This window comes from Stenotrophomonas sp. 1278 (assembly GCF_029892765.1).
Lineage (GTDB): Bacteria > Pseudomonadota > Gammaproteobacteria > Xanthomonadales > Xanthomonadaceae > Stenotrophomonas > Stenotrophomonas indicatrix.
Map to the genome: position 1 here is coordinate 1 of NZ_JARXWD010000036.1, position 14,930 is coordinate 14,930.

The 14,930-nt window shown below is 67.1% G+C and carries 15 protein-coding genes; 12 read left to right on the top strand and 3 right to left on the bottom strand.

Annotation, left to right across the window (positions count from 1 at the left end):
- Positions 1-99: 99 nt before the first annotated feature.
- Positions 100-699, bottom strand: coding sequence for a lipocalin family protein (locus tag M2299_RS19490; protein WP_033832259.1), 600 nt, complete (start codon positions 697-699; stop codon positions 100-102).
- A 126-nt stretch (positions 700-825) separates the two neighbouring features.
- Between M2299_RS19490 and M2299_RS19495 the strand changes: the two genes are divergently transcribed.
- Both M2299_RS19495 and M2299_RS19500 read left to right on the top strand, forming a co-directional pair.
- Positions 826-1,143 (top strand): hypothetical protein, encoded by a 318-nt coding sequence (locus tag M2299_RS19495; RefSeq protein WP_032976554.1) that lies wholly within the window; start codon positions 826-828, stop codon positions 1,141-1,143.
- Positions 1,144-1,212: 69 nt separating this feature from the next.
- Positions 1,213-3,309 (top strand): prolyl oligopeptidase family serine peptidase, encoded by a 2,097-nt coding sequence (locus M2299_RS19500; protein ID WP_099843717.1) that lies wholly within the window; start codon positions 1,213-1,215, stop codon positions 3,307-3,309.
- Between the two features lie 127 nt (positions 3,310-3,436).
- Here the strand turns inward: M2299_RS19500 and M2299_RS19505 are convergent, their stop codons facing one another.
- Positions 3,437-4,621, bottom strand: a complete 1,185-nt coding sequence (locus tag M2299_RS19505) for a pyridoxal phosphate-dependent aminotransferase (RefSeq protein ID WP_202908376.1) — start codon at positions 4,619-4,621, stop codon at positions 3,437-3,439.
- A gap of 203 nt (positions 4,622-4,824) precedes the next feature.
- On the opposite strand from M2299_RS19505, the gene M2299_RS19510 reads away from it, so the two are divergent.
- The 9 genes from M2299_RS19510 to hslU all read left to right on the top strand — a co-directional run bounded on the left by M2299_RS19510 (position 4,825) and on the right by hslU (position 12,686).
- Positions 4,825-6,957, top strand: a complete 2,133-nt coding sequence (locus M2299_RS19510) for a S9 family peptidase (RefSeq protein WP_099843713.1) — start codon at positions 4,825-4,827, stop codon at positions 6,955-6,957.
- A 56-nt stretch (positions 6,958-7,013) separates the two neighbouring features.
- Positions 7,014-7,436: a YbaN family protein gene (locus tag M2299_RS19515; protein WP_099785452.1), complete on the top strand. Its 423-nt coding sequence runs from the start codon at positions 7,014-7,016 to the stop codon at positions 7,434-7,436.
- Between the two features lie 128 nt (positions 7,437-7,564).
- Entirely contained in the window at positions 7,565-7,804 is a 240-nt protein-coding gene (locus M2299_RS19520; RefSeq protein ID WP_140225469.1) for a lipoprotein, read from the top strand.
- Positions 7,797-8,648, top strand: coding sequence for a diaminopimelate epimerase (gene dapF, locus M2299_RS19525; RefSeq protein WP_280884860.1), 852 nt, complete (start codon positions 7,797-7,799; stop codon positions 8,646-8,648). Before M2299_RS19520 ends, dapF begins: the two co-directional genes overlap by 8 nt.
- Complete coding sequence (locus tag M2299_RS19530; RefSeq protein ID WP_025877290.1) at positions 8,645-9,319, top strand: DUF484 family protein; 675 nt, start codon at positions 8,645-8,647, stop codon at positions 9,317-9,319. The genes dapF and M2299_RS19530 overlap by 4 nt, the downstream gene beginning before the upstream one ends.
- Before the next feature lie 16 nt (positions 9,320-9,335).
- On the top strand, positions 9,336-10,229 hold the full coding sequence (gene xerC, locus M2299_RS19535) for a tyrosine recombinase XerC (protein WP_080149813.1): 894 nt from the start codon (positions 9,336-9,338) through the stop codon (positions 10,227-10,229).
- 177 nt (positions 10,230-10,406) lie between these two features.
- Entirely contained in the window at positions 10,407-10,607 is a 201-nt protein-coding gene (locus tag M2299_RS19540) for a DUF3079 domain-containing protein (protein WP_099786143.1), read from the top strand.
- 74 nt (positions 10,608-10,681) lie between these two features.
- A complete protein-coding gene (gene hslV / locus M2299_RS19545) occupies positions 10,682-11,233 on the top strand; it encodes an ATP-dependent protease subunit HslV (RefSeq protein ID WP_025877284.1) in 552 nt (183 codons plus the stop codon).
- A 76-nt stretch (positions 11,234-11,309) separates the two neighbouring features.
- A complete protein-coding gene (gene hslU, locus M2299_RS19550) occupies positions 11,310-12,686 on the top strand; it encodes an ATP-dependent protease ATPase subunit HslU (RefSeq protein WP_025877282.1) in 1,377 nt (458 codons plus the stop codon).
- 164 nt (positions 12,687-12,850) lie between these two features.
- Here hslU and smeT read toward each other — a convergent pair whose 3' ends face one another.
- Complete coding sequence (gene smeT / locus M2299_RS19555; RefSeq protein WP_025877280.1) at positions 12,851-13,510, bottom strand: efflux transporter SmeDEF transcriptional repressor SmeT; 660 nt, start codon at positions 13,508-13,510, stop codon at positions 12,851-12,853.
- Positions 13,511-13,736: 226 nt separating this feature from the next.
- Here smeT and smeD point away from each other — a divergent pair, with 226 nt between their 5' ends.
- A complete protein-coding gene (gene smeD, locus M2299_RS19560; protein WP_032976547.1) occupies positions 13,737-14,918 on the top strand; it encodes a multidrug efflux RND transporter periplasmic adaptor subunit SmeD in 1,182 nt (393 codons plus the stop codon).
- Positions 14,919-14,930 lie beyond the last annotated feature (12 nt).

The window sequence follows — 14,930 nt, forward strand, 5'->3', positions numbered from 1 at the left end:
CTACAGCCCGGGGGGGCCCGGCGGGGGCCCGCCACCCACCCCCCGGGGCCCCCCCCCGGGGGGGGGCCGCCCCGCGCCCGGCACTACCACCGTGTGCAGTCAACGCACGTTCGGCACTTCGTAGCCCAGCTTGCCGACCTGCTCGGCGTGCTGCGGCACGCGCTTGAGCTTGTCGGTGTTGACCCCGTACTCGTCGCGCAGGCGTTCGGCCAGGTCCTTGTACAGGGCCTTGTCCATGTCAGGCGTGCGGGCGAAGATCCAGGCCATCTCGCGGCCCGGGTAGCCGATCAGCGCCCAGGAATAGTCCGGCGCTACTTCCAGTACCCGCGAATGGGTCGGCACGACCCGGTAGAACCAGGTGCGCCAGCCGTGGTTGCCACTGTCGGGATCGACGCTGGCGCGCGCACGGATTTCCTGCAGCGGTTCACCGAAACCATCGCGGTAGCGATAGGTGATGGCGACCTTGTGGTCCTCGCGCAGCTCGTACTGGTTGACGCTGGCGACGTGGCCGCGCTCGATGAAGTTCGGCACGCGGCCGATCACGTACCAGGTCCCCATGAAGCGCTGCAGGTCGATCGCCCCATCTGCAGAGGCTTCCGCGGCGCTGTTGCGGGACGACGGTGGAGAATTGGCAGCCACTGCCGGACCGCCCAGGGACAGGGCCAGCAACACAGCGCAGAGCGGGCGGATCGAGGTCATGCGGGAGCGGGCTCCAGTGGGCTTGCCCGCGCATGGTCACTGTGTGCACGCCATCCGTCAATGGTGTCGCAGCCGGTGAGAAGCCCCGCAGCCAAGCTGACCGCCATCGACCACCGGAGAATCCGCATGCGCACACGTCCCCGCCACCGCCCGCCAACTGAACGCGTCAGCGAACGCGCCGATCCGCGCCTGTTGCGGGTGGTGCCGCAGCTCGCCCTCGCTGGCCTGGCCGTGGTGCTGGTGTGGCCGGCCGCGCGCGGCAGCAGTGCCTGGCTGGGCTGGTTGCCGCTGTGGCTGGTCGGCATGCCGTTGGCGGCCTGGTGGGCACTGCTGCGCTGCCCGTTGCCGACGCTGGCCGCGCTCCGCTCGCTGCGACGCGACCATGGGCAGGCCCGGCGGCGCTCCCCCACACGTACGCGCAAGGCGCACACCGCCACGGCCTGACCTTCGACACGGGGGCGGCCCCGGTGATCCATGCTAGCGTTCCACGGCTAATGACTGCCTGGAGCTGCAATGTCACGATTCGCTTCCGCCTGCCTGCTGGCCGGCATGATGACCGCTGCCTCGGTGGGTACCGCCGTGGCCGCTGAAGACACCGACCGTTACGCCTGGCTGGAGGACGTCACCGGCGACAAGCCGTTGTCCTGGGTCAAGGAACAGAACGCCAAGTCCGAGGCGCGCCTGGCGCAGACCCCGGCCTTCAAGCAGATGGAGAGCAGCATCCGCGAGGTGCTCGACTCGGACGCCAAGATTCCCGGCGTGCAGAAGATCGGCGATTACTACTACAACTTCTGGAAGGACAAGCAGCACGAGCGCGGCCTGTGGCGTCGCACCACCCTGGCCGAGTACCGCAAGGCCTCGCCGACCTGGGAAACCGTGCTCGACCTGGATGCGCTGAACAAGGCCGAAAACGAGAACTGGGTCTGGCACGGCGCTGACTGCCTGCGTCCGGATTACAGCCGCTGCCTGATCGCGCTGTCGCGCGGCGGTGCCGACGCCGATGTCACCCGCGAGTTCGACCTGGCCAGCAAGAGCTGGATCAAGGACGGCTTCTTCCGTCCCGAATCGAAGGGCGGCCTGAGCTGGATCGACCGCGACACCGTGTTCGTCTACACCGATTTCGGCAGCGGCTCGATGACCACCTCCGGTTACCCGCGCGTGGCCAAGCTGTGGAAGCGCGGCACGCCGATGTCCGCAGCAAGCCTGGTCTACGAAGGCAAGCCGGAAGACATGTACATCGCGGCGATGCACGATGACACCCCGGGCTTCGAGCGCAACCTGGTCAGCCGTACGCTGGCCTTCTACAACAACGAGATCTACCTGCGCGGCGATGATGGCAAGCTGACCAGGATCGATGCGCCGAACTCGGCCGAGAAGGGCCTGCACAAGCAGTGGCTGACCCTGGAACTGCGCGATCCGTGGACCGTGGGTGGCAAGACCTACGCCTCCGGCGCACTGCTGGTGACCAAACTGGATGATTTCCTGGCCGGCAAGCGTGACTTCGAGGTGCTGTTCACCCCGACCGCGACCACCTCGCTGGCCAGTGCCTCGTGGACCAAGAACCACCTGGTGCTGAACGTGCTGGACGACGTCAAGAACCGCCTGTCGGTGCTGACTCCGACCGCCAAGGGCTGGCAGAAGAGCGATTTCGTCGGCGCGCCGGCCTTCGGCACCCTGGGCGTCAGTGCGGTCGACAGCAATGACAGCGATGCAGTGTGGCTGACCGCCACCGATTACCTGACCCCGACCACCCTGGCGATCGCCGACATCGGCAAGGCACCGGAAGTGCTCAAGACCATGCCGGCGTTCTTCGATGCCGACGGCAAGGTGATCGAGCAGCATTTCGCCACCAGCAAGGACGGTACCCGCGTGCCGTACTTCGTGGTGCACGACAAGGCGATGAAGCTCGACGGTTCCAACCCGACCCTGCTGTACGGCTACGGTGGTTTCGAGATTTCGCTGACCCCGTCGTACTCGGGCGGCATGGGCCGCGCCTGGCTGGAGAAGGGCGGCGTGTACGTGGTCGCCAACATCCGTGGTGGTGGCGAGTACGGCCCGCGCTGGCACCAGGCGGCGCTGAAGCAGAACCGTCACAAGGCCTATGAAGACATGGCCGCGGTTGCCCGGGACCTGGTCACCCGCAAGATCACTTCTGCCAAGCACCTGGGCGTGCAGGGCGGCAGCAACGGTGGCCTGCTCACCGGCAACATGCTGACCCAGTACCCCGAGCTGTTCGGTGCGGTGGTGGTGCAGGTTCCGCTGCTGGACATGAAGCGTTACAGCCACCTGCTGGCCGGCGCCTCGTGGATGGCCGAGTACGGCAACCCGGACACCAGCGACTGGGAGTTCATCAAGACCTTCTCGCCGTACCACCTGTTCGACGCGAAGAAGAGCTACCCGCCGGTGCTGTTCACCACCTCCACCCGCGATGACCGCGTGCATCCGGGCCACGCCCGCAAGATGGCCGCGAAGATGATCGATGCCGGCAAGGACGTAACCTACTACGAGAACATCGAAGGTGGTCATGGCGGTGCAGCCAACAACGCGCAGGCCGCGCACATGTCCGCACTGGCCTACAGCTTCCTGTGGGAGCGGTTGGGCGGCAAATGATGAAATGAAAAACGCCGCCCTCGGGCGGCGTTTTTCGTTGGGTATTCGTTGAACGGTAGCGCCGGGCCATGCCCGGCGGCTCCTTTGCCGCGTCGCGAGGCAAAAATCCGCCGGGCACGGTCCGGCACTACCGGAATCGTTTCAACCCGCGCGCGATACGCTCCACCGCTTCCTGCAGCCGCGGCACTTCCTGGGTATAGGCCAGGCGTACGTGCTGGTTCGATCGATGGAAGCCGAAATCCAGGCCCGGGGTGAACGCCACATGCTCAGTTTCCAGGAAGTGTGCGCAGAACGCCTGCGCGTCATCGGTGAACGCGCTGACGTCGGCGTACAGGTAGAACGCCCCCTGCGGCTCCACTTCGATGCGGAAGCCAAGCTCGCGCAGCGCCGGCAGCAGGAAGTCGCGGCGCTGCTGGAAGGCCTGGCGGCGCTGCTCGAAGATCGCCATCGCCTCGTCGCTGAAACAGGCAAGGGCCGCGTGCTGGGCGATGCTCGAAGCGCTGATGTACAGGTTCTGCGCCAGCTTCTCCAGGTCGGTTACCGCCGCCGGTGGCGCCACCAGCCAGCCCAGTCGCCAGCCGGTCATGCCGAAGTACTTGGAGAAACTGTTCAGCACGAACGCGCTGTCATCGACCTGCAGCACGCTCGCTGCATCCAGGCCGTAGGTCAGGCCGTGATAGATCTCGTCGACCACCAGGTGGCCGCCGCGCGCATGCAGTGAAGCCGAGAGGGCCGCCAGTTCATCGGCTGACAGCACGGTGCCGGTGGGATTGGCCGGCGACGCCACCAGCGCGCCGACGCTGTCGGCGTTCCAGTGCTGCTGCACCAGCGAAGGGGTCAACTGGTAGGCCGTTTCGGGGCCGACCGGGACCAGCTGCGCGCCGCCTTCCACCAGCCGCAGGAAGTGGCGGTTGCACGGATAACCGGGATCGGCCAGCAGCCAGTGGCGGCCGGGGTCGACCAGCAGGCTGCTGGCCAGCAGCAGCGCGCCGGAGCCGCCCGGCGTGACCAGGATGCGTTCGGGGTCGATATCCAGGCCGTAATGACTGCGATAGAAACCGCTGATCGCCTGGCGCAGGGCGGGCAGGCCGCGTGCGGCGGTGTAGCGGGTGTGGCCGGCGGCCAACGCCGCCTGGCCGGCACGCACGACCGGCTCGGCGGTGGTGAAGTCCGGTTCGCCGATCTCCAGATGGATCACATCGTGACCGGCCTGTTCCAGCGCCTGTGCGCGGGCCAGCAGGGACATCACGTGGAAGGGAGCGATTTCGTGGCTGCGCCGGCTGTAGCCCGGCGTGTGGGGCAGGGTACTCATGCCCCACATGGTACGCCGGGTGTCCCGGTAGTGCCGGCCGCTGGCCGGCAACCTCGGGATGAACAGTCTGCTGCCGTTGCCGGCCAGCGGCCGGCACTACCTCCGCGCGTCCATGACGATCCGCAGGGTTGCCCGCAGCCCCCCTGCCACCCAGACTCAGGCACAAGGACGCCATTGCATTGCCGATCAAGGAGCCTTATTTCATGAAATCCACTCTCTGCCTGTTGCTTGCGAGCCTGATGACCAGCACCGCTACCGCCGCCACCCCGCCCGTTCCGCCGGATGTTGAGAAGCGTCCGCACGTGGTCAAGGCGCCGTTCGGCGCGACCCGCAACGATGACTATTACTGGCTGCGCGACGACAAGCGCGAGGACAAGGCCATGCTGGCCTACCTGCAGGCCGAGAACGCCTACGCCGACCAGCTGCTGGCACCGCTGAAGCCGCTGGAGGATGCGCTGTACGGCGAGATCGTCGGCCGCATCAAGCAGGACGATGCCAGTGTGCCGGCGCGCGAGCGCGGCTACTGGTACTACAGCCGCTACGAAACCGGCCAGGACTATCCCATCCATGCGCGCCGCAAGGCCAGCATGGACGCGCCGGAGGAAGTCCTGCTCAACGTCAACACGATGGCTGCCGGCAAGGGCTATTTCAGCGTCGGCTCGATGGAGGTCAGCCAGGACAACCAGCTGCTGGCCTGGGCCGACGATGACGTGGGCCGCCGCCAGTACGTCATCCGCTTCAAGGACCTGCGCACCGGCGCGGTGCTGCCGGATACGATCACCGGCACCTCCGGCGACCTGGTCTGGGCCGACGACAACCGCACCGTGCTGTATGTCGAGAACGATCCGGAAACCCTGCTGACCGTGCGGGTGAAGAAGCACGTGCTGGGCACCCCGGCCAGCGCCGACACCGTCGTCTATGAAGAGAAGGACGACAGCTTCTACATGGGCATCGGCCGCACCCGCGACGATCGCTTCATCACCATCGGCGTGCACAGCACCGTGTCCTCCGAAGAGCGCTACGCGCCGGCCAGCGACCCGACCACGTTCACCGTGCTCGCCCCGCGCCAGCGCGACGTGGAGTACGACGCCGACCACTATGATGGCCGCTGGGTGATCCGCACCAACGATGGCGCGAAGAACTTCAAGCTGGTGACCGCACCGACCGATGCCACCTCGCGTGCGCAGTGGAAGGACTGGATCGCCCATGACGATGCGGTGTTCATCGAAGGCTTCGAACTGTTCGATACCTACACCGCCATCGCCGAACGTTCCGAAGGCCTGGAGCGCATCCGCCTGCTGTTCAAGGACGGTCGCAACGACTACGTAAAGGCCGACGAACCGGCCTATTCGATGGGCCTGGGCGACAACACCGAGGCTGACACCACGTGGCTGCGCTACGTGTACACCTCGATGACCACGCCGACCACGGTGTACGAACTGAACACCGCCACCGGCGAGCGTCGCCAGCTGAAGCAGCAGCCGGTGATCGGCTATGACGCCTCGAAGTACGAGACCGACCGGGTGTGGATCACCGCGCGCGACGGGGTGAAGGTGCCGGTGTCGCTGGTCTATCGCAAGGGCTACAGGAAGGATGGCACCGGCGCGCTGTTCCAGTACGCCTACGGCAGCTACGGCATGTCGATGGACCCCTACTTCAACCAGACGGCGGTGAGCCTGCTCGACCGTGGCGTGGTGTACGCCATCGCCCACATCCGCGGTGGCCAGGAAATGGGTCGCGACTGGTACGAGAACGGCAAGCTGCTGCACAAGCAGAACACCTTCAACGACTTCATCGACGTCACCCGTGGCCTGGTGGCACAGGGCTGGGCCGCGAAGGACCGTGTCGCCGCGTCCGGTGGCAGCGCCGGTGGCCTGCTGATGGGCGCCATCGCCAACCAGGCGCCGCAGGACTACCGCGTGCTGGTGGCGCAGGTGCCGTTCGTGGACGTGGTCACCACCATGCTCGACCCGACCATCCCGCTGACCACCAACGAGTACGACGAGTGGGGCAACCCCGAGCAGAAGCCGTACTACGAGTACATGCTGTCCTACTCGCCCTACGACAACGTGAAAAAGCAGGCCTATCCGTCGCTGTTCGTGGGTACCGGCCTGTGGGATTCGCAGGTGCAGTACTGGGAACCGGCCAAGTGGGTGGCCAAGCTGCGTGATGACAACACCAGCACCTTCCCGATCCTGTTCCGCACCAACATGGAAGCCGGCCACGGCGGCAAGTCCGGGCGCTTCCAGCGTTACCGCGAACTGTCCGAGTCGTATGCATTCGTGCTGCAGCAGCTGGGCATCGAAACGCCCGCGGCCGGTGCTGCGACGGAATGACGCAACGTGGCGGCGGTGATATCGCCGCCGCCACCTGCGCTCGGTATCCTTGCGCGATGCGCCCGCCCGAACCGCCCACCACCAAGGACCTGCCAACGCCCGCCCGGCCGGTGCGGTTCCGTTGGGCGTGGTGGCTGCTGGCCTATGCCAGCCTGGGCACCGGCATCGTCGGCATCTTCGTGCCGGGGCTGCCTACCACCGTATTCATCCTGATCTCGGCCTGGGCCGCCTCGCGCGGCTCCGAGCGCCTGCACGGCTGGCTGCTGCAGCACCCGCGCTTCGGCCCGGCCATCGCCAACTGGCAGGCACATGGTGCGGTGAGCCGCTACGGCAAATGGATGGCCACGATCACCATGGCGGTGTGCGCCGGCATCATGCTGTGGTGCGTGCCGGTGGCCTGGGTGAAGTGGTTCTCGATCGGCAGCATGACCTTGGTGGCGATCTGGCTGTGGACCCGGCCGCTGCCGCCGGCCGATTGATCTCTCCCGCCGGGCATGGCCCGGCGTTGCCACGGTGCCGGGTTGCGGCAGCGCCGGGCCATGCCCGGCGGATGCGTGGCCCCGCATCCTGCACCAACCGCTCAGCCGCCAATGGCTATACTCGGGGCATGAACATCCCCCATCGCAATGTCATCCTGATTCCGCTGGCAGCGGCCTCGCTGCTGTTCCTCGCCGCATGCGGCAACAAGGGCCCGCTGGTGCTGCCGCAGAAGCCGGTGCCGGTGGAAGAAACCGTCGAACCGGCCACCGATACCGACACCACGCCCGCTGCCACCCAGGAGCCCCGCGACGGTAGTCCGTCGGTGACCCCTGACCCGGTCAAGAAGGTGGACGACGGGAATGAGTAAGGCGGTTTCCAACGGCCTGCGCTTCAGCAAGATGCACGGCGCGGGCAACGATTTTGTAGTGATCGACCTGCGCGACGGCACGCCGCCGCCCACCCCGGAACTGGCCGCGCGCCTGGCCGATCGCCATACCGGCGTCGGCTGCGACCAGATCCTGACCGTCGAGCCACCGCGCGCCGAAGGCTCCGTTGCCTCGTACCGCATCTGGAACGCCGATGGTTCCAATTCAGAGCAGTGCGGCAACGGCGCGCGCTGCATCGCTGCCTGGCTGGTGCGCGAGGGCAGTGCGCAGGGCGATCGCTTCGTCATCGACAGCCCGCTGGCCAGCCACGCCGTGGATGTCCTCGGCGATGGCCAGTACGCGGTGGCGATGGGCGTGCCGCTGTTCGATCCGGCGCAGGTGCCGCTGATCGGCTTCGCCCACCCGCGCGAGGAATACCTGCTGCCACTGCAGGGTGAGACCGTGCGCTTCGCGGCGGTGTCGATGGGCAATCCGCACGCGGTGATCGAAGTCGGCCTGGTCGACGCTGCACCGGTTGAGCGCGTGGGTGGACTGCTGCAGCAGCATGCCTCGTTCCCGAAGTCGGTGAACGTTGGCTTCGCCCAGGTAATGGGCCCGGAACATGTGCGCCTGCGCGTGTTCGAGCGCGGCGTGGGTGAAACCCTGGCCTGCGGCAGTGGCGCCTGCGCGGCGGCAGTGACCCTGATGCATCGCGGCCGCCTGCAGCGCGATGCGCGCATCAGCCTGCCTGGTGGCGACCTGCGCATCCAGTGGCCGGGCGATGGCCAGCCGGTGGTGATGGCGGGCCCGACCGCATTCGTCTTCGAAGGGGAGTGGATCGCATGACTGAGACCGTCGACAAGCTCGGTGCCCATGAAGTCGCCGCCTGGTTGCGGCGCCATCCGGGTTTCCTCAAGCAGTTCCCGGACCTGGCGCTGACCCTGGTGGTGCCACGCGATGACGGCCCGACCGCATCGCTGGCCAGCTACCAGCTGGAAGTGCTGCGCGAGAAGAACCGCGAGCTGGCGCGACGGTTGGCCGACCTGGGCGCGACCGCGCAGGTCAACGAGCGGTTGGCGGTGCGCACGCATCAGCTCACCCTGGCCCTGATGAAGCAGGACAACGCCGCCGACACGCTGCGCGCGATGGCGGCGTCACTGCAGGAAGACTTCGCCGGCGATCTGGTGCGGCTGGTCGTGCATGCGCCGGTGGCCGGGCTGGAGCAGGCCGAGTGGCTGCAGGTGCTGGCTGCCGATGATGCGCAGCTGGGCCCGTTCCGCGACTGCCTGAAGGATGGTGAGCCGATCTGCGGCCGCCTGCACAGCGACAAGAACGCGGTGCTGTACGGCGCGCGCAGCGAGGAGGTGCAGACCACCGCGCTGCTGCCGCTGCCGGGTGTTGGCCTGATCGCGGTGGGCAGCCATGATCCGAACCGCTTCTATCCCGGCATGGGCACGCTGTTCCTGCGGATGATGGGCGAGGCCCTGGTGACCGGGCTCAAGCGCTTCGCGGATTGAGCGGGAAACGACGACGATGAGCGCGGTGCAGGCGTTCCTGCAGCACCTGCAGGTGGAGCGGCGGATGTCGGCGCATACGCTCGACGCCTACCGCCGCGACCTGGATGCGTTGTCGGTGTGGGCCGAACCCCGCGGGGTGGCCGTGGAGGCGCTGGATACCGATGCGGTGCGCCAGTTCGTTGCCGACGAACACCGCCGCGGCCTGTCGGCCAAGAGCCTGCAACGCCGGCTGTCGGCCTGCCGCAGCTTCTATGCCTGGCTGCTCAAGCATGGCCGCATCGAGGCCAGCCCGGCAGCGACACTGAAGGCGCCGCGTGCGCCGCGACGGCTGCCGCAGGTGCTCGACGCCGATGAAGCCGTGCAGCTGGTTGAACTGGAACCGGAAGGCGAGCTGGGTCGTCGTGACCGCGCGCTGCTGGAGCTGTTCTATTCCTCCGGCCTGCGCTTGAGCGAAGTCTGTGCGCTGACCTGGCGCGATCTGGATTTCGCCAGCGGCCTGGTCAACGTGATGGGCAAGGGCAACCGGCAACGTCGCGTCCCCTTCGGAAAGCCGGCACGCGAAGCGCTGCTGACCTGGCGCAGCGAAAGTGGCGGTGGTGGCGCCACACCGGTTTTTCCCGGCCGCAACGGGCCGATCAGCCAGCGCGCGGTGCAGATCCGCATCCGCCAGCTGGCGCAGCGCCAGGGCCTGTTCAAGCACGTGCACCCGCACATGCTGCGGCACAGTTTCGCCAGCCACATCCTGGAATCCTCCGGTGACCTGCGCGGTGTGCAGGAACTGCTCGGCCATGCCGACATCGCCACCACGCAGATCTACACCCACCTGGATTTCCAGCATCTGGCCAAGGTCTACGATGCCGCGCATCCGCGCGCGAAACGTCGCAAAGACCCGCCCGACACGGGGGGGTAGCGCCGGGCCATGCCGGGCGGCTGTGCGATCCATGTGGCGTGTATGCGCCGCCGCCCGCGCTGCGCGCTCGCCGGGCATGGCCCGGCGCTACCGGAACGGCCGCCGCTTGATCTGGATCAGGGCGGGGGCAGTGGTCGCCGGTGCATCGTGGCCGCAGGCCACGACGAGATGCCGACCATGGCAAAGCCCATTCCGCTGCGTCCCAATCATCCCGAGCGCATCTGCTGGGGCTGCGACCGTTACTGCGCTGCCGACGCACTGGCCTGTGGCAACGGCTCGGGCCGCACCCAGCACCCGATCGAGACGCAGGGTGAGGACTGGTACGTGGCATGGGGCATTGAACCCAATCCGGACCGGCCATCGCATGCCAAGCGCTGAACGGCAGCTATCGGCGCGGGCTTGATCGCTTCGGCGGCTGTCCCCATGTCCCGTGAACAGCTATCGGAGGCCGCATGGACCCCAGTCAGAATCCCACCGTTTTCCACGCCACCACCATCGTCTGCGTTCGTCGCGGCGAGCACGTGGCCATTGCCGGCGACGGCCAGGTCACCCTCGGCCACACGGTGATGAAGGGCAACGCACGCAAGGTCCGCCGCCTTGGCCGCGATGGCCAGGTGCTGGCCGGCTTTGCCGGTGCCGCCGCCGATGCCTTCACCCTGTTCGAGCTGTTCGAAGCCAAGCTGGAAAAGCATGGCCAGCTGCAGCGTGCCGCGGTGGAACTGGCCAAGGATTGGCGCACCGAGCGCCGCCTCGGCAAGCTCGAAGCCCTGCTGGCGGTGGCCGACAAGGAAACCTCGTTGATCATCAGCGGCACCGGCGACGTGATCGAGCCGGAGGACGGCATCATCGCCATCGGTTCCGGTGGTTCGTATGCGCTGTCCGCTGCACGCGCGCTGATGGCGCACACCGAACTGGATGCACGCACCATCGCCAGCGAAGCGATCAACATCGCCGGTGACATCTGCATCTACACCAACCGCAACGTGGTGGTCGAGGAGTTGTGACGGGGAACCGTCACACGCATTCCTGATCCGCCGGGCATGGCCCGGCGCTACCGACAACGCATTCGTGAGCACACCCATGCCGCACAAGATCGAAGTTTCCTCCGCCACCATGACCCCGCGCGAGATCGTGCAGGAACTGGACCGGCACATCGTCGGCCAGCACGACGCCAAGCGCGCGGTCGCCATCGCCCTGCGCAACCGCTGGCGCCGCATGCAGCTGCAGCCCGAGCTGCGCAACGAGGTCATGCCCAAGAACATCCTGATGATCGGCCCGACCGGCGTCGGCAAGACCGAGATCGCGCGCCGCCTGGCCACGCTGGCCAACGCGCCGTTCGTCAAGGTCGAAGCGACCCGCTTCACCGAAGTCGGCTATGTCGGCAAGGATGTCGAGCAGATCATCCGTGACCTGGCCGATACCGCGGTCAAGCTGTACCGCGAGCAGGCCAAGGTGCGCGTGCGCACGCAGGCCGAAGAGCGCGCCGAAGACCGCATCCTCGATGCGCTGCTGCCGCGCCGCAGCGGTGGCATCGGCTTCGACCCGGAGGCTGCGCGCAACGAACCGTCGGCGCAGGACAACGAGACCCGCATCAAGTTCCGCAAGATGCTGCGCAACGGCGAGCTGGACGATCGCGAGATCGAGCTCGACCTGACCGCCAACGTCAGCATGGACATCATGACCCCGCCGGGCATGGAGGAAATGGGCCAGCAGCTGAAGTCGATGTTCGCCAACCTCGGTGGTGGCGCCAAGGCCCACAAGCGCACGCTGACCATCAAGGCCGCGCGCCCGCTGCTGCAGGAAGAAGAGGCCGGCAAGCTGGTCAACGAGGATGACATCCGCACCGCTGCGATCGAAGCCTGTGAACAGCACGGCATCGTGTTCATCGACGAGATCGACAAGGTCGCCAAGCGGGGTGACAACGTGGGCGGTGGCGATGTCTCGCGCGAAGGCGTGCAGCGCGATCTGCTGCCGCTGGTGGAAGGTTCCAACGTGTCCACCAAGTACGGCACGATCAAGACCGACCACATCCTGTTCATCGCATCGGGTGCGTTCCACCTGGCCAAGCCCAGCGACCTGATCCCGGAACTGCAGGGTCGCTTCCCGATCCGCGTGGAGCTGGGTGCGCTGAGCAAGGCTGATTTCGTGCGCATCCTGACCGAGCCGAAGGCTGCGCTGACCAAGCAGTACGAAGCGCTGCTGGCCACCGAAGGCGTCAAGGTCAGCTTCACCACCGATGCCATCGACCGCCTGGCCGAGATCGCCTTCCAGGTGAACGAGCGCCAGGAGAACATCGGTGCGCGCCGCCTGCATACCGTGCTGGAGCGCCTGCTGGATTCGCTCAGCTACGAAGCACCGGACCGCGATGGTGAAACCCTGGCCATCGACAGTGCCTATGTCGATGCGCACCTGGGTGAACTGGTGCAGGACCCGGACCTGAGCCGTTACATCCTGTAACCGGGAATGCGAAAAGGCCGCCGAAAGGCGGCCTTTTTCGTTATGCAGGGTCGGATCCCTCGCCATGGCGAGGGCTCCGACCCGTTTCGTACTCGCCGGGCATGGCCCGGCGCTGCCTTTGTGGCCGAATCTGCGGTAGCGCCGGGCCATGCCCGGCGGCGCCGTCACGCCTCCGGCAGCGGCTCGGGTACCGAACCCGGTACGAACACGCCTTCCTTCACGTAGGCGGCCAGGGTCATGTCCAGCGCCAGCATGCCGTCGCGCTTGAGGTCCATCAGGTCCGGTTCGACCATCGCCCCGTGCAGCACGCCGAGCACGGTGGCGTGCAGCATGCGCGCGGCGATCTTCGGGTCGGCGCCGTCGCGCAGCTGGCCCAGGTCCTGGGCACGGCGCAGGGCGCGTTCCATCCGGTCCAGGGCATCGCGGAAACCGCTCTGCTGCAGTTCGGTCAGCACCCTGGTGTCGGCCGAGGCATCGCTGCGCAGCATGATCTCCATGGTCTTGCGCAGGCGCTCGTCCTCGGACAGCTCGATGAACGAGTGGATCATCACCGCGCGCAGGTCATGCACCGGCGTGTCGCGCTGGTCGGTGGAGGTGCGCTCCAGCTCCTGCATGAAGGGCAGGTGCACCCGTTCGACGATCGCGGTCAGCACCTCGCCCTTGTTCTTGAAATGCCAGTACACGGCGCCGCGGGTGTAGCCGGCGCGGGCACCGATCATCTCCAGCGTGGTCCGGGCCACGCCGTGTTCGTGGAAACAGGCTTCGGCGGCATCCAGGATGCCTTCGCGGGTTGCCTGGGTGTCCTCTTTGGTTTTGCGGGCCATGAGCGGGTACGAGTGCGGGTGAAACGTGGCTGAATTGTACCGCTTTACAAACAAACACGCATGTATGTATATTTCCCTCCCATCATTCCCGTCGTGTGCGTGGCAGGCCTGTCCTGGCTCCCACTTCACGCGGGTGGGCGCTGTCCGCGCGGTCTTCACTCCTGCAAGGGGAGGGCCGTCGTATCAGCACCTGCTGAGATCCCTCCCTTCAAGAGCCATTCCCATCATGTTGCTGAGCCGAATCCGACCCTTCGCGTTGTCGCTGGCGATCGCTGCCACCGTCGCTGCCTGCGGCGGCCAACCCCAGGCACCCGAACAGGGACCGGGCCAGGTCAGCGTGGTCACGCTGAAGTCCGAGACCGTCGGGCTAACCCGTGAGCTGCCGGGCCGCACCAACGCCTTCCTGGTGGCCGAAGTGCGCCCGCAGGTCAACGGCATCGTCGCCAAGCGCCTGTTCACCGAGGGTGGGATGGTCAAGGCCGGCGAGCCGCTGTACCAGATCGAGGACGCCAGCTACCGCGCCCAGGCCAACAGTGCGCGTGCACAGCTGGCCCGCGCCGAAGCCACCGCCAATGCGGCGCGGCTGAGCGCCAAGCGCATCACCGAACTGGCCAAGGTCGACGCGGTCAGCCAGCAGGATCTGGAAAACGCCGTGGCCGCGCAGAAGCAGGCAGAGGCCGATGTCGGCGCCGCCAAGGCCTCACTGGATGCCGCCAACGTGACCCTCGGCTATGCGCGCATCACCGCGCCGATCAGCGGCCGTATCGGCAAGTCCAGCGTCACCCAGGGCGCGCTGGTCAGCGCCGGCCAGGCCACGGCGCTGGCAACCGTGCAGCAGCTGGACCCGATCTACGTCGACCTGACCCAGTCCTCGGCCGAGCTGCTGCAGCTGCGCCGCGAACTGGCCGCCGGCCGCCTGCAGGACAACCAGCAGACGCCGGTCAGCATCCTGATGGAAGACGGCAGCACCTTCGAACACAAGGGAACGCTGGAGTTCTCCGAAGTCAGCGTCGATCCGGCCACCGGCAGCTTCGCGCTGCGGGTCAGGGTCGACAACCCCGATGGCCTGCTGATGCCGGGCATGTACGTGCGCGCGGTGATCGGCGGCGGTGTGCGCAGCGATGCGGTGCTGGTGCCGATGCAGGGCATCGCCCGCGATCCGAAGGGTGATACCAGTGCAATGGTGGTCGGCAAGGACAACAAGGTCGAAGTGCGCCCGGTCAAGGTCAGCCGCACCGTCGGCGACAAGTGGCTGGTCGAGGACGGCCTGAAGGCCGGCGACAAGGTCATCGTCGAAGGCCTGCAGAAGATCGGCCCGGGCATGCCCGTGAATGCCACCGAACAGGGCGCCGCCCCGGCCAAGCCGGCCGCCGCCCAACCTGCAGCTGCGGCCGCAGGCGCGAAGTAAGCGGAGAACTCC